Genomic DNA, 21,632 nt, shown 5'->3' with positions numbered 1-21,632 from the left:
GATCCTGCAGTGGCAAGCCTTACTCTGGACTTGTGATGAAGGAGGGCACCCAGTCCTCCGGGTAAGGAGGACTTGCCATGACCATTCACTCTCGTATCAGTACCCGAAATGCGACCCGCGTTACCAGACGTGTGATGTCACCTGCCAACAGCAAAATTGCCCTGCTGGGCAAGGGTATGAACTGGTTGCACCGGGTTTCACCAGCGCTCGCCGGGAACGCAGTCGAACACCTTTTCTTTACCCCCAACCGTCTGCCGGCACCGAATCGTTATGAGTCTTTATATGAGGAGGCCGAGGGCTATACCCAGCTTCGGGTCGGACATCAGACCATTCCGGTGTACAGCTGGGGATTCGGGCCGATGGTCCTGATGATCCACGGCTGGTCCGGAGCGGGAATCCAGTTCGGCGGGTTCGTGGGACCTCTGGTCAAAGCTGGCTATCGCGTTGTCACCTTCGATGCACCCGGCCACGGGCGGGCGCAGGGGCTACGTACCGACCTGTTTGAAATGTCGGAGGCGGTCCATCGTGTTGCCCAGAGCTTCGGCCCTCTCAAGGCCGTCGTCGCCCACTCCATTGGAAGTCTCGCCCTGGCGCGGGCCATGGCGGATGGCGTTCAGGCCGAGCACATTTTTCTACTGGCGCCGCCGAGGGGCCTTGATTCGGTGGTTGAAGGATTCGGTCGGACGCTGGGCCTCTCGCCGGAACTGATCGCATTACAACGTGGGCGTATGGAACAACGGTTTGGTGAATCTGTCTGGGAGCAATTCTCGTTCGATGCGCTGGCACCGGAGCTGCCCGGCCGTGCGCTCATTTTTGTGGATCGGGACGATCAGCAGATACCGGTCGGTCAGAGCGAAATCGTCTTTGGCAAGTGGCCGAATGCGCAGATATTCCGCACCCGGGGACTCGGCCATTATCGGCTACTCTGGCATCCACAGGTGATCGAGCGGGTATATGACCGGTTGTCCGGGGTTGAATGATGTTCAGAACCACAGCCCGATTTCCGGATCGGGCTGTTTTCGTTCCGGAACAAAGCCGAGGGACTCAAGGGTTTCGACCAGCCTTTCCGTATCCTCCACGTTCAGAAAACCACCCAGGGATACCCGATCGTTTCGGTGGCTCAGGAAGAGCTTGGCCGGTGCAAAGGGGTGGACGGGCTCATTAAGCTGCAGACGCGTATAGGGTCGCGGAAGGCTCCACTGGGCGTTTTTCTGTTTCCGGCCTTTTTCCAGCAGGATCTCGTCTCCCTCCATGGTCAGGACTTCCTTGCGCTGGCAATCGCGGGATGTGAGATAGATGCCGGCAGCCACGGCAATGAGTTCCAGTCCAGCAAACGGCAGGATGATCCAGGCGCCTGCGAACGCCCAGCCGATTCCGATGATCGCCGAGAGCATAACCAGTCCGATCCAGATCCGGACGTTGCCCTTCCAGCTCAACGAGCGATTGGGGGTCAGTAACAACCGGGTGCCGCCGGGATGATCCAGTTTTTCCACCATGCCTGATGCCTCGCCATTTCACTTTGGAAATTACGCTGGCTGTTCACTAATTGATCATAGTCAAGAATGGTCAGGTAGGAGAAATCGTTTTCACAGGTTGCAGTCTGCTGGCACTGCCGCCCGGAAAAGCTGATTTGCCGATTCCATGTGGGCGCTCAGATCGCCAATGCGGGTGTCATGGTTGGGATGGGTTGAGAGAAATTCCAGCGGTTGTTCGCCGGAGGCCCGGGCCATGTTGCGCCAGAGTTCCACGCTTTGTTCCGGATTGAAACCTGCCCGGGCCATGATGGCCAGCCCCATCAGATCTGCCTCCGATTCGTGGGCTCGACTGAAGGGCAGGGTGATACCCAGCTGGGCGCCAATGCCCAGGGCATTCTGGAGCTGGTCCTCCGCAATTTCGCTTTCGGTGAACAGTCCCACGAGAAACAGGGAAGCCTTCAGGCCCAGTTCCTGGGTCAATCGTTCATTACCGTGGTCGGCGAGCACGTGGGCCACTTCGTGGCCGATGACCGTGGCCAGTTGCGCCGGGGTCTCTGCTACCCGGACCAGGCCGGTATGAACACCGATCTTGCCGCCGGGCAGGGCGAAGGCATTCGGTGTGTCATTACGGAATACCACCACTTCCCAGCTTTCCGGCATGGGTGCTGCCGGGTACTGGATGGCGGCTGCCCGCACCAGTTTGCCGGCGATGCACTGCACCAGGCGGTTGACCCTCGGGTCTTCCTGCACCGGATTCTGCTCTTTCATCTGGGCAAAGCTCTGTTGGCCGATGTCGGCCATGACCGCATCAGGCACGAGGGCAAGCTGGTTGCGGCCGGTCGGGGATTCCTGACAGCCGGTGAGCAGGAAAAGGGCGAGAAGGCCGAGGATCAGTGGTCTCAAGGTGTGTGTCCTGATAACGGCAAAAAGGGCAGCTAGGTTTTCAGACAGTATCGCCGCTCTGGTCGTCCTACATTACCATAGCTCACCTCGGCGCTCAGCTCTCCGGTGCCGACCAGGTATTCCAGGTAGCGCCGGGCGGTCGTGCGTGATGCGCACATCAATGCCCTTGGGCAGACGTTCCTGCCGGGCTTTGCCCGGTGCTTTTTTATATGCGTCCGACTGATAGACTCAAAGCGTGCATTCCAAAAACAAGATCAGGGAGAAATGCGGTATGAACGTGATGGTGCTGGGGGCGACCGGGTTGACCGGCCATCTGGTGGTACAGCAGTTGCTGGCCCGGGAAGCGATCAGCAAAGTGGTGGTGCCGGTGCGCAAACCGATGTCACTGGAACATCCGAAGCTGGACCAGCATGTGGTGGACTTTGATGATCTCACCGCCCATGCCGATATCTTTGCCGTGGATGCCCTGATCTGCTGCCTCGGAACCACCATCAAGAAAGCCGGTTCCCAGGACAATTTACGGAAAGTGGATTACGGTTATGCCTTGGCCGCAGCGAAACTGGCGCGAGAGTGCGGGGTGAACTCGCTGATCCTGATGTCCGCCATCGGCGCTTCCTCCTCATCCACCATTTTCTATAACCGCGTAAAAGGGGAGCTGGAAGATGCGGTCCGCGCGCTGGACTTTCCCTACCTCTCCATCTACCACCCCAGCCTGCTGCTGGGTGACCGCCAGGAACACCGGGGTGGCGAAGAACTGGGCCAGATGGCCATGCCACTGGTGAACCGGGTGCTGATCGGTCCCCTCGACAAGTACCGGGCGATCAAGGCCGAGACCGTGGCGGAGGCAATGGTGAACGAAGTGTGCGGGATATCGTCGGCGGAACCGGCTGAGCGTGTGGTTCAGATCCGGGAATACCCGGACATTGTCGCACTCGCCGGTTGACCGGCTTATTTCCCGTTGAGGATTCCCACCACCAGGCGACCGGCCAGTCCGATCAGGACTGCACCGAAAACCCGCTCGAACCAGACCGCCCGCTGCCGGAGTGCATCCAGCCAGCGAGGGTTGGAGAACAGCCAGGCCACGATCAGGTACCAGCTGGTGTCAATGATCAGTGCTGTGGCGGCATAGCCGAATTTCGCAAGCAGACTGGTGTCGGTGCCGACCACCTGGCTGAACAGGGCCAGGAAGAAGACAGCGATTTTTGGATTGAAGAAGGCAATCAGGAAGCCGTCCCGGGCCGCGCTTTTGGTGGTCGGTGCATCGGGCAACTCCTCGTTTTCCTGCCGTTTTGCCATCAGGCCTTTGACGCCGAGCCAGGCCAGGTAACCTGCGCCGCCCCATTGCAGAATCGAGAAGGCGGTGGGGGAGGCGGTAATGATGGCCGCCAGCCCGAGAATACTCAGGAAGGCGTAGATTCCCACCCCGACACCGTGGGACAGGGCGGTAATGACACCGTTACGCCGGCCACCGGTCAGGGTCTGTTTGAGCACCAGTGCCAGCGACGGGCCGGGGGACATGGCGCCAAGAATGCAGATGGTGACAACGGTGAGCCAGGTGGCAAGGGTCATTGCGGATCAGTCCTTTGCAAGTAAAACGGACTGCCAATTCTAGCAGCCCGTTCCCATCAAAAAACCTGGAAACTGCAATCAATTCAGCTGCTAATCGCCGTTCAGAATCCAGCGCGCAGCCTTCTCGGCAATCATCAGGGTTGGCGAGTTGGTGTTGCCGCTGGTGATGGTGGGCATCACCCCGGCATCGACCACCCGCAGGCCTGCCACGCCTCGCACCTGCAGGTGAGGGTCCACCACCGCCAGCTCGTCATCAGCCCGGCCCATGCGGGTGGTGCCCACCGGATGGAAAATGGTGGTGCCGATATCCCCGGCCAGTTTGGCCAGTTCGTCGTCACTCTGGTACTGCAGCCCGGGCTTGAACTCCTCGGGCTGGTATTGCGCGAAGGCCGGTTGTTCGGCAATACGACGGGTCACCCGCAGGGAGTCCGCGGCGACCCGGCGGTCCTCGGGTGTGCTGAGATAGTTCGGGGCGATGGCCGGGGCCTGTTTCGGGTCGTTGCTGCGAATGCGCACGGTACCCCGACTGGTCGGATTCAGGTTGCAGACACTGGCGGTGATGGCCGGGAAGTTGTGCAGCGGCTGGCCGAAGGCATCCAGGCTCAGGGGCTGGACGTGATACTCGATATTGGCGTGCTCGTACTCGTCAGAGCTTCGGGTGAACAGGCAAAGTTGGGACGGCGCCATGCTCATGGGGCCGGAGCGAGTGAGCAGGTACTCAAGGCCAATGCGGGCCTTGCCGATCAGGGAGTTGGCCATGGTGTTCAGGGTCGTGGCGCCCTTGACCTTGTACACGGACCTTATCTGCAGGTGGTCCTGCAGGTTCTCGCCCACGCCGGGCAGGTCGGCGACCACATCAATACCGTGTTGTTTCAGAAGATCCGCAGGGCCGATGCCCGACAGCTGCAGCAGTTGCGGTGAGCCGATTGCCCCGGCGGAGAGGATGACTTCCCGCTCTGCCCTGGCAACCACTTCACCGGTCCCGGGCCGCTCGACACGAACTCCCGTGCAGCGGGGCCCGGAGCCACCGGATTCCGTTTCCAGACCCAACACGTGGGTGGAATGCCAGAGGGTGAGGTTGGGGCGCTTCTCGGCTTCCCGGAGGAAGGCCTTGGCGGTATTCCAGCGCCAGCCAGAGCGCTGGTTGACCTCGAAGTAGTCCACCCCCTCATTGTCACCCCGGTTGAAGTCCCGGGTGCGGGGAATGCCCGCCTCGACGCAGGCGGTGGCAAAGTCTTCCAGTACCTGCCATTTCAAGCGCTGGTGCTCGACCCGCCATTCACCACCGTGGCCGTGGAACCTGTGGTGTTCCGGATCAGCATCGCCGCCCTCGTCCAGGCGATAGTGGTCCTCGTGGCGCATAAAGTCGGGCAGGCAGTTGTCCCAGCGCCAGGCGTCCTCGCCGGTGATCTCGGCCCACTGGTTGTAATCCCTGGCCTGGCCACGGATGTAGAGCATGCCGTTGATGCTGGAACACCCGCCCAGGGTCTTGCCCCGGGGATAAATCAGCGAGCGGCCGTTCAGGCCGGGATCCGGTTCGGTACGGAAACGCCAGTCGGTGCGGGGGTTATCGATGCAGTAGAGGTAGCCGACCGGGATGTGGATCCAGTGGTAATTGTCCCGGCCGCCAGCTTCGATCAGCAACACCCGATTATTCGGGTCGGCACTCAGGCGGTTGGCAAGCAGACAGCCGGCGGTGCCGGCGCCCACGATGATGTAGTCGAATGGCCCGGAAGACGAGCGGGTTCTGTCGTTCATGATGTCTGACCGGTTTGTTTTTATTGTGTTGAGATAGCTCTTTGTAACGCAAATTCCCGCCCGATACACCCTGAATTGGACGAATGGATTAGCCGAGGGTGGCATCCAGGAACATCATGACAACGAACCCTGCCAGCAGGCAGAAGGTGGACATGATTTTCCACTGCCGGTGATGGGTTTCCGGAATGATTTCGTTGCTGATGATGAACAGCATGGCGCCCGCGGCAAAACCCAGTGTCCAGGGCATGAGTGGCTCGGCCAGCCACACCAGGGTGGCCCCAAACACACCGCCGATTGGCTCGGCCAGCCCGGTCAGGAGGGCAATGGTGAAGGCCTTCAGGCGGGAATAGTCTATAGCCAACAGGGAAAAGGCGACAGCCAGACCCTCCGGTATGTTCTGAAGTCCGATGCCCATCGCCAGGACATACCCGTTCCGGACATCGCCGCCGGCAAACCCGACGCCAACCGCCATGCCCTCCGGAAAGTTGTGCAGGGTAATGGCGATGGTGAACAGCCAGATTCCCCGGATGTAGGAGGCGTCCGAGCCCTCGCGCCCGAGCTCGAAGTGCTGGTGCGGGAGTTTCTGGTGCACATAGAGCAGGGCGGCTGCTCCGGAGAGAACGCCGAAGATCACGATCAGCGCGGCCAGCCAGGTATGGCCGGTGATGGTCTCGCCGTATTCGAGCCCCGGGAGCAGAAGTGAGAAGAAGGAGGCTGCCAGCATAACCCCCGCAGCCGCAGCGAGCATGCCATCCTGGAGCTTGTGGGTGATCGTGCGCACCAGGAAGATCGCCAGAGCGCCAACACCCGTGGCCAGGCCTGCTAACAGGCTGGAAATGCTTCCCAACCAGATAATACTGGGATCAGCGGACATGCGCGCTCCTGTTGGTTTGTGGTTTCAGCATAGCACCGGGGACGCTTGGCGAATGGTCGTATGGTGCAATACTGTGGATTCGGGCGATAAATCCGGAACAATGACAAAAGGGGAGTGTCATGAAACTGCCAGAGCCGTTCCAGTACCAACAGATCGACGTTGGCGATGTAACCATGAACGTCGCCCATGGTGGCTCAGGCCGCCCCCTCCTCCTGTTGCACGGTTACCCCCAGACCCATCTGATGTGGCACAAGGTGGCGCCGGCGCTCGCCCGGGACTTTCATGTTATCTGCCCTGACCTCAGGGGGTACGGCGACAGCAGCAAACCGGATTCCGGCCCGGACCACTACGCCTACAGCAAACGGCAGATGGCGGCGGACATGGTGGCACTGATGCAGTCACTGGGCTATCGGGAGTTCTCGGTGGCAGGCCACGACCGGGGAGCCCGGGTCACCCACCGCCTCTGTCTGGACCACCCGGCGGCCGTGGAGCGCGCCTGCGTGATGGATATAGCCCCGACCCTGCACATGTTCGAGCACACCGATCAGGCGTTCGCTACCGGCTATTACCACTGGTTCTTCCTGATCCAGCCTGACGGGCTGCCCGAGCATATGATTGGCCAGGATCCCGGCTATTACCTGCGTGAGAAGCTCAGGCGCTGGTCGGCACCGGGGGCGCAGTTCGAGCCGGAAGCGGTGGCCGACTATGTCCGCTGTTTCTCCGCACCCGAGGCCATCCATGCCAGTTGCGAGGATTACCGGGCCGCGGCCACGATTGATCTGGACCACGACCGGGCGGACCGGGACCGGGACCGGGACCGGGGGCACGGGGTGGAATGTCCCCTGTTGGTGCTGTGGGGCAGCAAGGGCTTTGTGAACCGCACCTACGATGTGCAGACAGTCTGGCAGGACTACGCCCGGGAGGTGGAGGGCGAGGCGCTGGCCTGCGGTCATTTTCTGCCCGAGGAAGCGCCGGAAGCCGTGATCACGCGGCTACGGCGCTTCTTCAAAGCCCATTGATTGGTCGGCGAGCTGCCGAAGGGCCGGAGTTCAGTTCGTCTTGACCGTGGGGTAGACGGAGGGTGCCAGCGTTGGCTCGCAGCCAATGGCACCCCGCGCCTGTTTATGGGCATGCAGATACCAGCGTCTGCCGCCGGAGGTGAAGGTCTTCGGTGTTACTTCGAAGGTGGCGGTAGTGACAGTTGCAGGAATTGGCGTGCCGTCAGCATGCCGGTAGACACAGCTGGTTCCCAGGCTGAGAGGCGTGGCCACGGGCAAGGCAATGAATCCGTCTTCCGTGACAGTTGGTGTCTCGCCATCGACGGAGACTATTTTCAGACAGGGGCCAAAGTGGACCTTGTCGAGGTCATCAATGTATTCGCTCAGACAGTGCTGAGCGCTCAGGAGGATTCGGTCGGACGGAATACTGCCCTCTGTGCCGGAGGGCAGTGACTGGCATCCGCTCAACAGGAGCAGTGCCGAGAGAAAAGACAGTATGCGTGGCATGATTATCTCCTTGCCTGTGCCTTTCCTCCCGGCCATCCCGGTAACCTTACTCGAAGGTCCGGGATTGCAGCACGTCGGGCTTCAGGAAAGGCTTGTCGCCGGTATTATCGTGATCGCCCAGTAGCTTGCCGTTAACTACTGTTCCATAGTTCGTGTGCTTGTGGAAGTTCAGGAACTTTTCCCGGGTCTCTTTCACGTCACCTGTGTAACGCGGATCCTGCGGGCGTTCCTGGGAGTTGATGTAGTTGGCAACCTGCCAGGCTTCATCATCGGTCAGGGATCCGGGCTGCCCCAGCGGCATGTTGTTCTTGATGAACGAGGCCGCGGTGAAAATTCGGGTCATGCCGGCGCCCCAGTTGTAGGAGTGGTCACCCCACAGCGGCGGGAACACAACCTGTCCGTCCTTTTTCTGCCCCTGACCGTTGTCACCGTGGCACACGGCGCAATTTTCTGCATACACCTGCTTGCCGCGCTCATAGTCCAGTTCAGGCTTCTCGTTACCCAGATGACTGAACCCGCGACCGCCGATGTTCTTCTCGTACACGGGCGCGCCCTTGGCAAGCCATTGATGGTAGGCCTGCATGGCCAGCATGTCATCACTGCCGTAGGCCGGCGGCTTGCCATTCATGGAGAAGGAAAAACACCCGGCAATCCGTTCTCCCAGCGAGTTCACATGCTGGTTCTTGCCCCGGAAATCCGGCAGCGTGGTGGCGGCTGGCCACACCGGGCCGGACCAGTTCTTGCGGCCCTCTCCCATGTGGCAGGATTTGCAGTTCATGTCGTTGAACACGTATTCGCCGCGGAACTGCTGGGTATTCATGAACATGTCCCGGCCCTTGAGAATGACCTTCTTCAGTTCCGGGTGAATACTGTCATCGTTCATCAGGTCCTCCACGGTCGGGGCACTGTGAACGTATTGACCTTCCTTGAATTCCGGCAGGTTGACCGGCACTTCAGGCTGCGCCAGGGCCGCAGGGCTGGCAACCAGCAGGCCGGCGAGCAGGGAAATCGTATGCTTCATTTTCATGGCTCTGCCTCCTGTTAGTTTGCGGTTGCACTCTGGCTGCCCAGGTAGGCGGCCACCGCATCGATCTGTTCCTCGGTCAGGCGTTCCGCAACCGCTGTCATCAGCTGGTTGGGATCGTTATTGCGCTGGTTGCTTTTCCAGGCATTGAGCTGTGACCGGATATAATTCGGGTGCTGTCCGGCGATGGCCGGGAAGATTTCGCCGACACCACGGTTACCAGGGCCGTGACAGGAGGAGCAGGGCGGAATGTAGTTATCCCAGTCGCCCTGGTTGGCAAGCTTCTCACCGAGGGCGAGAACTTCGTCACTGACGTTGGCCGGCGTGGTGGTTTCAGGAATCGGCATGGCGGCATAGTACGCGGCCAGATCCCGGATTTGCTGCTCATCAAAGTTGTCGATGTTCGGTTGCATTACCGGGCTGACGCGATCACCGCTGTTGTAGTCCAGCATCTGCTGGGCCATGTACGCGGCATCGAGTCCGGCCAGGCGGGGAAAACCGCCGGCATTGTTGCCGGAACCGTCGGCGCCGTGGCAGGCCAGGCATGGCGCGCCGCTGCCGTCACCCTGCGCGGCCAGCTGAGCGCCTCGCTCGGGATCGCCTTCGGCGGCGTAGGCGCCGGTGGCCAGGGCGGTCATGGCGCCCGTCAGAATCAGGTGGGAGAGGGTTTTCATTGTCTGCCTCCGTTCAAAATAAAGCGCATTAGCATATGTCCCTATGTTCTAAAGTCAATCCGACTTGGGTTGGTCACTCCCTCCGGATGCCGAGAAACCTCTTGCCACAACCGGTGTGGGCAGTTGGTTACCTCCGGTCGCTGACTGCCTGAGTTGCGCCAGCAGCCGGAAATCGCGATTGTAGATGTCATCACGGAACTGGATTCGCTGGTCTTCGTCTACCCAGGCTGTCCAGTATTGAATATAGATCGGAATCGGGTCAGGGAGGACCGCGGTGACCGGAATTTTTTCCTCCAGCAGCCGGTCGATCCTCTCGCGGCTCCACTCGGGGGCGCCGGCAAGAAGCTGTTCAGCCAGATCCATGGGTTTCTCCACCCGGATGCAGCCGGAGCTGAAAGTCCGTTCCTGGCGGCCGAACAGGTATTGGCCCGGTGTATCGTGCAGGTACACCGCGTAGGGGTTGGGAAACATGAACTTGACCTGTCCCAGGGCGTTCAGAGGGCCTGGGTCCTGGACAAGCTGATAGGGAAAGTTGTCCCTGGAGAGTGAGGGCCAGTCGATGACCGCCGGATTGATTTCCTGCCGATCCGAGCCCCAGCCCTGGTAGACGCGGATACCCTGGCGCTCCAGATACCCGGGATCACGCATGATCTGCGGTAGCAGGTCCTCGATCATCAGCTTGCGCGGCACGGTCCAGGTCGGATTGAACACCAGGTAACGGATTCGGTCGGAAAAAACCGGGGTCTGGCGATAGGGCCGCCCGACAATAACCCTCGATTGCAATGCCTCGCGGCCATCCATCACCAGCTGCAGTCCGAAGCCGGCAATATTGACGATGACATAATCCTCACCCAGGAATTGCGGCAGCCAGCGCCAGCGCTCCAGGCTGGCGTCGATCTGCCGGATGCGCTCCACCGGCATGAGATTCACTGCGGCGAGCGTTTTCTTGCCGATGATGCCGTCTGGCTCCAGACCATGCCGGGCCTGGAAGCTGGGAATCACCAGGTCCAGATCCTGGCTATAGAGGGTCGGGTCAGCGACTGCGGTTTCCGGGTCACCGGGGGCGGTGATATCTCCCAGGGCGGCCAGCCTGCGCCGGATCTCTGGCAGCCGGGAATCCTGGTCCCCGGGATGAATCGAAGGGCCGTCGGCAATCGGCAACCAGGGGTGTCCAAGCAGAGGGGTGAGCCGGTTGCGGGCCTCCATCAGCTTGGCATAGGCCCGATGCGTGGGGCGGAGACTGTCCAGGGTGGCGGCAATGGTGTTGTCCCGAAGTGCCTCGGCGAGGGTGACGGCGAGATCCAGAGATTGGCGGCTGGCGCTCCACTCGGCGTGAATGGTCTGCGGGTTCACCTTGCCCTCGAGCAGGTGCGATGCGGCGAGCAGAAAGGCATCGGAAAACAGCAGGTCGATGTCTGCCTGCATTTCCCCGGACAGGTCATCGCGCGCCCGCAGAGCCAGTTCCGACAACAGTGGACCGTGGTAGTCCTCGGGGTTGAGACCGTCGTTGGCAATCTGGCGAATGGCCTCCACCAGTTCCCGGCGATTACCGGGGAAGGACCAGGCCTCCTGAAAGCCGTGGTTCTCATAGAACCTGCGCAATACTTCCCGTGCCAGCAGTGGCTCGCCGAGTACCTGCACCGGCTGCCCGGCCTCGAGCGATTCAATGCGTTGGACAAGGGGTTCGCTGGGGCCTTGGGCCGTGGCGGAATGCGCCGGCAGCATCAAGACGGTCATGGTTGCCAGAATGGCCAACGCGGTGTGCCTGCATTTACTCATAACTACCCGTTACCACAGTGCCATCTGGTCTCCGGCCGGGCGACGGAACAGGTCGGTCCTCAGGGAGCCCTGTTTCCGGGTGTTGAGCCCGAGCTTGCGCACTTTGTTCCGGAAGCGTTGGCGAATCAGGTCGGAGTACGGACCCTGACCGGTCATTCGGCTGCCGAAGGTGCTGTCGTAACTCTTGCCACCCCTGAGATCGCGGATCCGGTTCATGACATGCCCGGCCCTGTCCGGGAAATGTCGCTGGAGCCAGTCCTGGAACAGTTCGTCCAGCTCATAGGGTAAACGTAGCATAATCCAGCCGGCCTGTTCCGCACCGGCGTGGGCGGCGGCTTCCAGAATCGCCTCGATTTCGTGGTCGTTGATAAAAGGGATGACCGGGCCGATGATGATCCCGACCGGAATGCCGGCTTCACGGAGCCGTTCAATCATCTTCAGGCGCGTCGCGGGAGCGGCCGTCCGGGGCTCCATCCGGCGTTTCAGGTCATTGCTCAGGGTGGTCAGGCTGATGGTGACCGAACACAGTTGGTCCCGGGCCAGGTCCGCCAGCAGGTCCAGGTCCCGCAGGATCAATGCACCCTTGGTAATCAGGGAGACCGGGTGGCGGTATTCGCACATCACCTTCAGCAGGTCGCGGGTGATTTCCCGCTCCCGTTCGATGGGTTGGTAGGCATCGGTGTTCATGCCCAGGGCGATGGGGGACACCCGGTAGCCTGGCTTGTCCAGGGTCTCCCGGAGCCGTGCCGCGGCATTGTGTTTCGCGACCAGCCGGGTTTCGAAATCCAGCCCGGGGGACATGTCCCAGTAGGCGTGCGAGGGCCGGGCAAAACAATAGATGCACGCGTGTTCACAGCCCCGATAGGGGTTGATGGACTGCTCAAACGGGATATCCGGGGAGCTGTTGCGGCTGATAATGGACCTGACCGTCTCATCCATGACTTCCGTGGCGATGGAATCCGGGCAGATTTCATCCTCCGGATCCTGATACCAGCCGTCGTCATGATCGCGGTCGGTAGCGATGGGCTGGAAGCGGTTGTGCGGATTCAGGCTGGTGCCCCGGGTTTTCATAGTCTCACCAATACTGTTTATGTATACAGTACTGTTGATGCTACTACCCCTGTATCCTTCCCGGCAAGCAGAATCCGGCTCCCTGAACGCCGACCTGATGTCTGAACACCGAGGAATCCATGTCTGATCTTACGCTGGTCCAGTACGCCCTGATTGGCCTGATATTCGTGTGGAGCGGATTTGTCCGTTCGGGCCTGGGGTTTGGCGGAGCGGTCCTGTCCCTGCCGTTTCTCCTGCTGGTCTACGACGAGCCACTGGTGTTTCTGCCGATCATTGCGGTGCACCTGCTGGTGTTTTCATCCCTGACCATCTGGATGAATAACCGGAAGAACCGCAGCCGGGAGAACCCGGTGGAAGGAGGCACGGTGGACTGGCCCTACCTGTGGCGGATTCTTGGCATCATGATCGTGCCCAAGCTGATCGGGGTGTTCGGCCTGATCACCATGCCGGGTAACGTTCTGAGTGCGATCATCTTTGTGATTGTGGCGCTGTATTCGGTGTCCTACATCATCAACAAGCCGTTCCGCAGTGGCAGCAAGACCGTGGATGCGATTTTCCTGATGGTGGGGGGCTATATCAGCGGTACGTCCCTGATCGGGGCACCGCTGATCATCGCGGTTGCCGCGCAGCATGTGGTGAAGGAGAAGCTCAGGGATACCCTGTTCGCACTCTGGTTCATCCTGGTGCTGATCAAGATGGCCGCGTTCGTCTGGGCTGGTGTGGACCTGCAACTTATCCACCACCTGTGGTTACTGCCCTGTGCCGCAGTCGGCCATGTGATCGGGCTGTACGTGCATGACCGCATGCTCAGAGCCGAGACCCCGGTTTTTTACCGGGTGCTCGGGGTAGTCCTGCTGGTGGTCAGCAGTGTGGGTATGGTCAGTGTGCTGGGCTGAGGAAATCCCCTCAGCCCGCGCGACCGAAAACCTTCTCCAGGAAACCCACGGACCGGACATCCGGAATCGGCAGGTTATCCACCTCGTCCATGGCCTTGCGCCAGAAAGTTTCGGGATTGTCCAGATGGGCGACCTTGGCCCGCTCTTCCTTGCTGTAGTGGTTATGCTCCCCTTCAATGCCCTCGGCCATCAGCGCCTGGGCATACAGGTAGATGGCAGCGCGAACGGTGCGCAGTACCCGACAGTAGACATCCCGGCTGAGATTGATGGCCAGTTCTGCTGACAGGTTGATCTGCTTCTGCAGGGCTACCATTGCCTCTTTCTCCAGCGGAACCCGGTTGCCGTCACCTTTCTTGCAGTTGAGGCAGACCTTCTCCAGCGCCTTGATGCCATCGGTCAGGTCCATGTGGCCAAATTCGGCCTTCTGATCTTCCTCCAGTGGTGCGGGAATCCAGCCATACTGGGGCGAGCGGGCAACTATATGTCCGGGCAGGTCCCGGCGATAGGGCGGAGTGGACGCGAGGTCCTGGTAACCATCGAATTCCGTGCGCAGCCAGGCTGCCACCTCGCGATGCCGGAGCATCATGGCAAGGGTGATGGCTGATTGCACGATATCCTCGACCAGTTCACTGGAATCCTGGGTCCGTTCCTCCAGGTGATTGACGGATGCAGACATGTTTTCCTCCCCGGCAATGGTCATTCGGGGTGGTCTGTTCCATTGCCGTGTTTTTGTTGTTGTTGATGTGACTTACGGTTGCTGTAACCGCAAGTTCTGAACTAAAACGTATACACGGGATCCGGCTTTCGCCGTTGTAAAAAGGTTATTGCTTGTAACCGACGGTAAGCGGGTCGGGGAGGTCTGGAAATGACAGCTGAAGACAGGTTCACATCACGCCGGGAATCCATGGTGGATTACCAGATCATCAGCCGGGGCATTGATGATCCCCTGGTGGTGGAAGCCATGCGCCGGGTTCACCGGGAAGCCTTTGTGCCCGACAGCCTGCAGGACGCCGCCTACGAGGATGGTCCCCTGCCGATCGGCGCTGGCCAGACCATCTCCCAGCCCTATATTGTCGCCCTGATGACCGATGCCCTGGAGCTTCGGGGTGGTGAGCGGGTGCTGGATATCGGTACCGGCTCGGGCTATGCGGCGGCTGTGCTGGCCTGCATTGCCGCCGAAGTGTTCGGTATTGAGCGCATTCCGGAGCTCGCGGAACGGGCCCGGAAGAATCTGGCAGCCGAAGGGTTCGACAATGTCCAGGTGCGCTGCGGAGACGGCACACTGGGCTGGCCGGAGGAGGCCCCGTTTGACGGCATCACCGTCGCCGCCGGAGCTCCCGCCGTACCGGACGCCCTCAAGCATCAGCTGGCGATTGGCGGGTACCTGGTGATTCCGGTGGGCTCAGAGCACGTCTCCCAGACACTGATGCGGGTAACCCGGGTGTCGGAGGACGAATTCCGGACCGAGAATCTCGGCGGCGTCCGATTCGTTCCCCTGCTCGGGGAGCAGGGGTGGTCCTGAAGGCGCCCGGGTCAGCTGCCGGCGTGGGTGCTCTCGAAGATCTTGTCCGCCGAGGCCGCGACAAAGCCGCTGTACAGTTCGCCATCGGGTTTAGGATAACGCAGGGCAAACTCGTAGAAACAGCTGGGAATGGTCGCCTCCCGGTCCGAGAACCGCACCGCAACCCGATCCGCCATGGTCGATGACTGCTCCAGCAAATCCTCCGGTGAGCCCTTCACCTCGCCGCCACTGCTGTTGACGGTAAAGCCGTTGTCCTTGAGCAGCTGGTTCATTTCGGCGACGCTGTGAATGCTGTCCAGGTCATTGATGCTGACCGTGAAATGATTGGCCCGGTAGCCCCAGGCCGCCATCCAGGCTGCGTATTCACTCTCTTCCAGCAATTCCTGGTAGGTGTTGTGGCTCACCTGCCAGTGCCGGCCGGAATACAGGAAGTTGTCGGCGGTGGTCCTGTCAGGATCGACCTGATCGACCAGCTCACCCACGATCTGCTGGAGTTTCGGCGAGCACTGGTCCACCAGCAGCTCCGAGATGAACACCTTGGGCGCGTGTTTGTCCGGGTGTTCGAAATGCCGGGCATAGAGCTTCTTGGCCTCGAAGTGGTACTCCCCGCAAGCCTCGTAACCGAGATTCAGGAAATGCCCTGCCAGAGTATCCAGCCCAACCGGGTCAAGGTTGAAGGTGCGCAGCGCGATATGGTCATTGACCACCGGCCTTGCTTCCCGCTCGGCCAGAAGCCGGTGAATCCGCTCTGCCGAGGGGGTGACGGCCCGGTAATTCTCCCAGAGTTCACGGAACAGGGTCTGGTAATCAGTGTGCATAGTGTCTTTCTCCTTGTTCGTCCGCAGGGATGGCCGCCGGGTGTGCCGGTTGTTTCCCGGAATCCGCCCGAGCGTGATTGAGGGGCAGTAGCCATACGGCTGCCTGTTCACTGATGCCCAGCTGGTCACCAAGTTGGCGCGACAGGGTAACCGCGGAGCCGTCTGGATCGATCCATGCCTGATCGGTCACCGTGGCCCGGAAATCCTTTGTACCGGTGGTGGCAACAATCACCGGTTCTGTGGTCTGGCTCAGCTTTCCCGGCCTGGCAGCGCCAGCGAACCGGGCGGCGCATTGGGTTGAACGCCGTGCGCTGGCAATATCCCCCAGGCCACATTCCACCGTCGGCCCGGCATCAAACAGGTCGACAAAACCGCGATGGCGAAAACCCTCGGCCTCCAGCATTCGCAGGGCCGGGCGGGTATGGGGGTGAACCTTACCGATCACCGCCCGGGCCTCGTCGCTCATCAGGTGCGTGTACAGCGGCGCCGCCGGCATCAGCTCCTCGATGAAATCAGTGTAGCCGGAGCCCACCAGGCTGGTGGCTGACGTGAATTCCATATCAACGAAGTGCTGCCTGAGCCAGTTCCAGAAGGGAGACTGGCCGGCGTGATCGGAGACGCCCCGCATTTCAGCGATGACGGTATCGGCAAAGCGTTCCGGGTGCTGGGCCATGAACAGGAACCGGACCCGTGACAACAGCTTGCCGGCATTGGCCCTGCGGTATTCAGGGCGGAGATAGAGCGAGCAGATTTCCGTGTGACCGTTGTAATGGCTGCAGCGGGTCAGGGTCTCCACCTGACGGCGCAGTCCCAGGTCCCGGGAATGATGGACCACCGCGTTGTGATGGAAGTGATACAGGGGCCGTGTCTGCCCGGTGCGGGCCTCTATGCCGGTGGTGCCCATGATGGCACCGGTTTCTTCGTCTTCCAGGACAAACAGGTAGTGCTCATCCCCCGGTGCCTCGATATCCCGGCGGAAACTGGCACTGGCATGGTCGATTTTCCGGGCCAGTGCGTCCCGGTCCGGCATCAGGGAGGTGAAACCGGGGCCGGACTCATCGGCGATTCGGTAGAGGGTATCGAGGTCTGTTGCTGCAACCGGTCTGATGATCATGGCGAATCTTCCCTGTTGTTTTGGTGCCAGTATGGGGAAGAGTGTTGTCGGTTTGCAGTTTCAATCTGATCGAAGTGATATACAATGTTGCCAAATCGCCATACGAAGATATCAGAATGATTAATTCCCAGGATCAGAAGCTGCTCATGTTGCTCCGGCAGGACGCCAGAACCAGCATTACCGACCTGGCCAGATCACTTGATGTGTCCCGCTCAACGGTCCAGAACCGGCTGGCCCGGCTTGAGAAGGCAGGCGTCATCCGGGGCTATTCGGTGGAACTGGGCGGGGAGTACCTGGCCAACCAGGTTGAGGCTCATGTATCAATCAAGGTGATCCAGAAGCTTACGGCACGAACCAACATGGCCCTGGAAGACATCAGCCAGGTTGTGCAGCTGTTCTCGGTCAGCGGCGAGTACGACCTGATTGCCATCGTCCAGGCCCAGTCCCTGGAAGAGCTGAGCAAGGTCCTTGATGATATCGGTAATCTCGAGGGCGTGGAGCGCACCAATTCAGCGGTGGTGCTGGAGACCCGATTCAGGCGCTAGCGCTGATTACTGCTGTCAGCCGCCGAGCAGACCGGCGTAGGCACAGTAGAAAAAGGCCGCGGAGCCGACGAGGATGACGCCCCAGGCGGGGAAGATCAGAGCCGAGCGAGTCGATGTTTTCATAGTCATCTCCTGACATTGATGCGACTGCTTGTTGGATACGCTGTAACCCTCACTGTAGACCAGTCTTGATTAATGTCACGGTTTATTTTTTGAACAACTTCTCGGCGCGGACGAATTGGCCAACCGGGACGTTCTTTATTGCTATTGAGGCCAAGGTCAGGTCCGCTACTATGCAGGTAAAGTCATAACAACAATAAAGCACCGCACAACACCGGCTGAACAATAACAATCAGGAGTTACGAATGGCGGTAGATCCTCGTAAGCAGACCTCACTGCACTGTCTCTATTACTGGGCGGAGCAAACACCCGATAACGTCTATCTCACCCAGCCCTATCCCGATGGCCGTGTGGAGGATATCACCTGGAAACAGGCGGCGGACCAGGTTTCCCGGATGGCCGGTTACCTGATGAGTCTGGACCTGCCGGACCGGAGCAACATTGGGCTCCTGGGCAAGAACAGCGCCTACTGGATCCTGGCGGACCTGGCAATCTGGGCGGCTGGTCATGTCAGTGTTCCGCTTTACCCGACTCTCAACGGGGAGACCGCGGCCTATATCCTGGAGCACAGTGAGGCCAGGTTGCTGTTCCTGGGCAAGATGGATGGTACTGCCGACGGCTGGAACGACATCAAGGGCAGCCTGCCTGCCGATCTGCCGATAATTTCCCTGCCACTGTCGCCCCGGGATGACACCCCGAAGTGGCTCGACATCATTGCCGAACAGGAGCCCGCCAAGCCCCGGATGCCAGACCCGGATGACCTGGCAACGATTGTCTACACCTCCGGTTCCACCGGGCGTCCGAAGGGCGTCATGCACAGTTTCCGGAACATGATTTCCGTGGCGGACGGCCTGCAGCAATTGTTCCCGGTCAGCTCCGAGGAGCGCATGCTGTCGTACCTGCCCCTGGCCCATGTGGCGGAGCGGGCGGCGGTGGAGACCCAGTCCCTGTATTTCGGCTTCCATCTCTATTTCGCCAACTCCCTGGATACTTTCCAGGAAGACCTTCAGCGGGCCAGGCCGACGCTGTTCTTCTCGGTGCCCCGCCTGTGGATGAAGTTCTACCTGGGCGTGAATGCCAAATTGCCGCCGAAAAAGCAGAAGCTGCTGTTCAACATCCCGATCCTGAATTCGGTGGTGAAGAAAAAGGTGCTCCGGCAACTGGGCCTGGACCACTGCCGGGCCGCGCTCACCGGTGCCGCGCCCCTGTCGGCAGAGATTGTTTCCTGGTACCGCAACCTGGGCCTGGAGCTGCTGGAGGTGTACGGCATGTCGGAGAACTTCGGGTATTCCCATGCCAACCGCCCGGGCCAGGCCAGAGCCGGGTATGTGGGAATGGCCAACCCCGGGGTTGAACACCGGATCGGTGAAGGCGGCGAAGTGCAGGTCCGGAGCCCGGGCCAGATGCTCGGCTATTACAAGAACGAGGAGAAGACCCGGGAGGACCTTACCGACGATGGTTTCCTGAAAACCGGCGACATGGGTGAAATCGACAACCAAGGGTTTTTGCGGATCACCGGCCGGGTCAAGGATCTGTTCAAGACCTCGAAGGGCAAATACGTGGTGCCGGTGCCGATCGAGAACCGCTTCAATCACCCTCACGCCGAGGTGGTTTGCGTCGCCGGGGCCAATCAGCCGCAGCCGTGCCTGATGGTGCTGCTATCCGAGGAAGCAAGGGATGAGCTGGAACGGGGCGCCGATCGCTCAGAGCTTGAGCAGGAGCTGGCGGCCGAGCTGGATGCGGTGAACGCGGCCTGCGAGGCCCATGAAAAGGTCGCCTTCGTGGTGGTGGTGAAGGAACCCTGGACCATGGAGAACGGCATGCTCACGCCCACCATGAAGATCAAACGGAATGTGATCGAGGACTTCTATAACAACAGGATGGAAGACTGGTTTGCCCGCAACAGCAAGGTGGTCTGGGAGTTCTGATCACTTTCCTTTGAGCCAACAAAAAACGCCGGCGATTGCTCGCCGGCGTTTTTCTTTGGGCTGTTCTCTGACCTGAATCACCTGTAGTGAATCAGTGTCCACCCTGAACCTGAGGCATATCCTGAGCCACAACCGCCGCCTTGCGGTTGAAAATGCGCACCTTGCGACTGATAAACTGCACCGCCTGCTTTGCTGCAGTACGGGTATACTGGCGCCTGACCTCAGCACTGTTGTGGAGGATACTGGACGGCAGCGGGTTTACGGTTGCGATATGGTTCTGAGTCATAGCGCCTTCCTCCTTTTCATTGGGTGGATTGATTAGCGATCTACCTTTAATTTACGGACTATTCTAAGGATTCTTTTTTGCAGCTTGAATACGTTAAACTCCGTATCCGCGTTGCAAATATGCAGTGATTATGGACTGGGATTATCTTCGATATATTAGGGCTCTTGCAATAGGCGGAACGCTTGCAAAGGCCGGTGAATTGCTGGGTGTACACCAAACCACTGTTCTGAGACGACTTGATCAGATGGAAGAGTCTTTGGGTGTGCAGTTTTTTGAACGCAATCAGAACGGATTGCAGCTGACGCCAGTAGGAGAAATGGCATTCCGGGAGGCCGAAAGGCTGGCCACGGACATGGAAAACCTGGAGCGCAAGCTGGTCGGCGGAGATTCCGCACCAGTGGGTAAGGTCCGGATCGCGGCCGAGGACATGATGCTGAACGAGCTGCTTAGTCCGATCCTGGCGGAGCTGGTCCGGGAGTTTCCGGATATCGAGCTGGAAGTGCTCACCGACAACGACGTGGCCAACCTCTCACACCGGGAGGCAGATCTCACCCTCCGGCCTGAGAACAAGCCCCAGGCCACGCTGGAGGGGGAACGCATTGCAGCTGTTGAATCCGCGGTCTACGGTTCCGCCCGCTATTGCCGACGCAACCGGGATATGGACATCGATAACCGGCCGGAGGACTGCCTCTGGATCATCCCGGACGAGACCTTCAGTCAGTTGGCGACCGGGCGCTGGTACCGCAAGCACCTGAAGAATATTACCTCGGTGATCCGCTGCAACAGCCTGCAGTCCATGGCCGCCCTGGCGAAGGCCGGCGCCGGACTGGCGGTGTTGCCCTGTTATGTCGGTGAGAGCGCCAAAGAGCTGAGGCGGTTATCGGATCCGCTGGAAGGTGAAAGCGTGGATCTGTGGTTGCACGTCAACCAGGATACCCAGCAGATGGCCCGGGTGCGTATCGTCATGGAATTCCTGGTGGATCGGCTGCGGGCGCTGGAATCGGCAATCGAGATCAGCACCACCTTCTGATCACTGCTCCGCCCGGCAGAAGGGCCAGAACTGGTACCAGCGCCAGCACTGGAACTCCTGTTCGCACTGCTGTAGCTGGTTATGGTAACGGAACGCCCGGCTGCGGACCCGGGCTGCGAGTGCCTGGATCTCCGGCTTCTGGTCATAGGTTCTGCGGGTATAGCCGCCGCGACCTTCATGGTAGGCCAGGTAGAGTTCCCGGGGAGCCGTGAAGGGAATACCCAGGTGTTCATGGCTCAGGCGGTTGTACCAGCCCACGAAATCCAGTGCGTATGCCATGTCCGAGCGTACGGTCAGCCAGCCGCCATCGTTGGCTGCCAGATATTCCCGCCAGGCCGGATCCAGCGCCTGGGCGTAGCCGAAGGCTGTGGTAGGCCGGGTCCATGGGATCAGTCCCCAGAGCAGGGTCCGCGGCGGCCGGGCGTGACTACGGAACGAGGATTCGTAATACACGAAGGCCATCTGGGTGGCGATGGGCGTCCCCCATTTTTCCTGGGAGGCACGGGCGTAGTCGTACCAGACGGTGTGTTCCCGGAAAATCTCGCACAGGTTGTCCGGGTTGGCGGGCGGATCCGGGGCGAGCAGGCTGAACCGGAGGGTAGCCCACACGCCCACCAGCAAGCCCAGCACGGGTAATCCGTACCACTTTGCCCGCGCACGCCACACATTAAGGCGCTTGCCGCGACGCTGTCTGCGCCGGGGGCGTGGTTTGCGCGATTTCCCTACCAAACTGTCATCTCC

The 21,632-nt window shown here is 60.3% G+C and carries 23 protein-coding genes and 1 pseudogene; 8 read left to right on the top strand and 16 right to left on the bottom strand.

Annotated features, from left to right (window positions below):
* Positions 1–77: 77 nt before the first annotated feature.
* Positions 78–980, top strand: coding sequence for an alpha/beta hydrolase (locus BM254_RS08205; RefSeq protein ID WP_092001493.1), 903 nt, complete (start codon positions 78–80; stop codon positions 978–980).
* Between the two features lie 3 nt (positions 981–983).
* On the opposite strand, the gene BM254_RS08200 is transcribed toward BM254_RS08205, so the two are convergent.
* The 3 genes and pseudogenes from BM254_RS08200 to BM254_RS17950 all read right to left on the bottom strand — a co-directional run.
* Positions 984–1,496 carry a DUF2244 domain-containing protein gene (locus tag BM254_RS08200; RefSeq protein WP_092001490.1) on the bottom strand — a complete coding sequence of 171 codons (513 nt, stop codon included), beginning with the start codon at positions 1,494–1,496 and terminating at the stop codon, positions 984–986.
* Positions 1,497–1,586: 90 nt separating this feature from the next.
* Positions 1,587–2,378 (bottom strand): M48 family metallopeptidase, encoded by a 792-nt coding sequence (locus BM254_RS08195; protein WP_092001488.1) that lies wholly within the window; start codon positions 2,376–2,378, stop codon positions 1,587–1,589.
* Between the two features lie 32 nt (positions 2,379–2,410).
* A pseudogene (locus tag BM254_RS17950) lies at positions 2,411–2,536 on the bottom strand (response regulator); the annotation flags it as partial.
* Between the two features lie 113 nt (positions 2,537–2,649).
* On the opposite strand from BM254_RS17950, the gene BM254_RS08190 reads away from it, so the two are divergent.
* Positions 2,650–3,321: an NAD(P)H-binding protein gene (locus BM254_RS08190; protein WP_092001485.1), complete on the top strand. Its 672-nt coding sequence runs from the start codon at positions 2,650–2,652 to the stop codon at positions 3,319–3,321.
* 5 nt (positions 3,322–3,326) lie between these two features.
* Here BM254_RS08190 and BM254_RS08185 read toward each other — a convergent pair whose 3' ends face one another.
* The 3 genes from BM254_RS08185 to BM254_RS08175 all read right to left on the bottom strand — a co-directional run bounded on the left by BM254_RS08185 (position 3,327) and on the right by BM254_RS08175 (position 6,579).
* A complete protein-coding gene (locus BM254_RS08185) occupies positions 3,327–3,947 on the bottom strand; it encodes a LysE family translocator (RefSeq protein ID WP_092001482.1) in 621 nt (206 codons plus the stop codon).
* Positions 3,948–4,037: 90 nt separating this feature from the next.
* Entirely contained in the window at positions 4,038–5,705 is a 1,668-nt protein-coding gene (locus BM254_RS08180) for a GMC family oxidoreductase (RefSeq protein WP_092001479.1), read from the bottom strand.
* Positions 5,706–5,793: 88 nt separating this feature from the next.
* The gene (locus BM254_RS08175; RefSeq protein WP_092001476.1) at positions 5,794–6,579 is read right to left on the bottom strand and encodes a ZIP family metal transporter; all 786 of its coding nucleotides are present in this window, start codon (positions 6,577–6,579) and stop codon (positions 5,794–5,796) included.
* Positions 6,580–6,698: 119 nt separating this feature from the next.
* On the opposite strand from BM254_RS08175, the gene BM254_RS08170 reads away from it, so the two are divergent.
* Positions 6,699–7,598: an alpha/beta fold hydrolase gene (locus BM254_RS08170; RefSeq protein ID WP_092001473.1), complete on the top strand. Its 900-nt coding sequence runs from the start codon at positions 6,699–6,701 to the stop codon at positions 7,596–7,598.
* A gap of 30 nt (positions 7,599–7,628) precedes the next feature.
* Here BM254_RS08170 and BM254_RS08165 read toward each other — a convergent pair whose 3' ends face one another.
* From BM254_RS08165 to BM254_RS08145, 5 genes are read right to left on the bottom strand one after another with little or no spacing between them, the layout of a single operon-like run.
* A complete protein-coding gene (locus BM254_RS08165; protein WP_092002207.1) occupies positions 7,629–8,084 on the bottom strand; it encodes a lipoprotein in 456 nt (151 codons plus the stop codon).
* Positions 8,085–8,130: 46 nt separating this feature from the next.
* Positions 8,131–9,111, bottom strand: coding sequence for a c-type cytochrome (locus tag BM254_RS08160; RefSeq protein WP_092001470.1), 981 nt, complete (start codon positions 9,109–9,111; stop codon positions 8,131–8,133).
* Between the two features lie 14 nt (positions 9,112–9,125).
* Complete coding sequence (locus BM254_RS08155) at positions 9,126–9,782, bottom strand: c-type cytochrome (RefSeq protein ID WP_092001468.1); 657 nt, start codon at positions 9,780–9,782, stop codon at positions 9,126–9,128.
* 54 nt (positions 9,783–9,836) lie between these two features.
* Positions 9,837–11,561 (bottom strand): L,D-transpeptidase family protein, encoded by a 1,725-nt coding sequence (locus tag BM254_RS08150; protein WP_092001465.1) that lies wholly within the window; start codon positions 11,559–11,561, stop codon positions 9,837–9,839.
* Positions 11,562–11,570: 9 nt separating this feature from the next.
* Positions 11,571–12,632, bottom strand: coding sequence for a PA0069 family radical SAM protein (locus BM254_RS08145; RefSeq protein ID WP_092001463.1), 1,062 nt, complete (start codon positions 12,630–12,632; stop codon positions 11,571–11,573).
* A 119-nt stretch (positions 12,633–12,751) separates the two neighbouring features.
* Between BM254_RS08145 and BM254_RS08140 the strand changes: the two genes are divergently transcribed.
* Positions 12,752–13,528, top strand: a complete 777-nt coding sequence (locus BM254_RS08140) for a sulfite exporter TauE/SafE family protein (RefSeq protein ID WP_092001461.1) — start codon at positions 12,752–12,754, stop codon at positions 13,526–13,528.
* A 10-nt stretch (positions 13,529–13,538) separates the two neighbouring features.
* Here BM254_RS08140 and BM254_RS08135 read toward each other — a convergent pair whose 3' ends face one another.
* Positions 13,539–14,204 (bottom strand): AbiTii domain-containing protein, encoded by a 666-nt coding sequence (locus BM254_RS08135; protein WP_092002203.1) that lies wholly within the window; start codon positions 14,202–14,204, stop codon positions 13,539–13,541.
* A gap of 189 nt (positions 14,205–14,393) precedes the next feature.
* On the opposite strand from BM254_RS08135, the gene BM254_RS08130 reads away from it, so the two are divergent.
* Positions 14,394–15,050: a protein-L-isoaspartate(D-aspartate) O-methyltransferase gene (locus BM254_RS08130; RefSeq protein WP_092001459.1), complete on the top strand. Its 657-nt coding sequence runs from the start codon at positions 14,394–14,396 to the stop codon at positions 15,048–15,050.
* An 11-nt stretch (positions 15,051–15,061) separates the two neighbouring features.
* Here the strand turns inward: BM254_RS08130 and BM254_RS08125 are convergent, their stop codons facing one another.
* Both BM254_RS08125 and BM254_RS08120 read right to left on the bottom strand, forming a co-directional pair.
* A complete protein-coding gene (locus BM254_RS08125; RefSeq protein ID WP_092001456.1) occupies positions 15,062–15,868 on the bottom strand; it encodes a DUF1338 domain-containing protein in 807 nt (268 codons plus the stop codon).
* Positions 15,858–16,982 (bottom strand): arginine N-succinyltransferase, encoded by a 1,125-nt coding sequence (locus BM254_RS08120; protein WP_092001454.1) that lies wholly within the window; start codon positions 16,980–16,982, stop codon positions 15,858–15,860. Before BM254_RS08120 ends, BM254_RS08125 begins: the two co-directional genes overlap by 11 nt.
* A gap of 116 nt (positions 16,983–17,098) precedes the next feature.
* On the opposite strand from BM254_RS08120, the gene BM254_RS08115 reads away from it, so the two are divergent.
* Positions 17,099–17,527, top strand: coding sequence for an Lrp/AsnC family transcriptional regulator (locus BM254_RS08115; RefSeq protein ID WP_092002200.1), 429 nt, complete (start codon positions 17,099–17,101; stop codon positions 17,525–17,527).
* 365 nt (positions 17,528–17,892) lie between these two features.
* Entirely contained in the window at positions 17,893–19,575 is a 1,683-nt protein-coding gene (locus BM254_RS08110; protein WP_092001451.1) for an AMP-binding protein, read from the top strand.
* 91 nt (positions 19,576–19,666) lie between these two features.
* Here BM254_RS08110 and BM254_RS08105 read toward each other — a convergent pair whose 3' ends face one another.
* Positions 19,667–19,861 carry a hypothetical protein gene (locus BM254_RS08105; protein ID WP_092001448.1) on the bottom strand — a complete coding sequence of 65 codons (195 nt, stop codon included), beginning with the start codon at positions 19,859–19,861 and terminating at the stop codon, positions 19,667–19,669.
* Positions 19,862–19,991: 130 nt separating this feature from the next.
* Here BM254_RS08105 and BM254_RS08100 point away from each other — a divergent pair, with 130 nt between their 5' ends.
* Positions 19,992–20,891 (top strand): LysR family transcriptional regulator, encoded by a 900-nt coding sequence (locus BM254_RS08100; RefSeq protein WP_092001445.1) that lies wholly within the window; start codon positions 19,992–19,994, stop codon positions 20,889–20,891.
* On the opposite strand, the gene BM254_RS08095 is transcribed toward BM254_RS08100, so the two are convergent.
* Positions 20,892–21,620 (bottom strand): transglycosylase SLT domain-containing protein, encoded by a 729-nt coding sequence (locus tag BM254_RS08095; protein ID WP_483869254.1) that lies wholly within the window; start codon positions 21,618–21,620, stop codon positions 20,892–20,894.
* Positions 21,621–21,632 lie beyond the last annotated feature (12 nt).

The organism is Marinobacter pelagius, from assembly GCF_900114925.1.
Taxonomy (GTDB): Bacteria; Pseudomonadota; Gammaproteobacteria; order Pseudomonadales; family Oleiphilaceae; genus Marinobacter; species Marinobacter pelagius.
The sequence above is the reverse complement of the archived record's forward strand: the minus strand, read 5'-3'. Positions and strand labels throughout refer to the sequence as shown.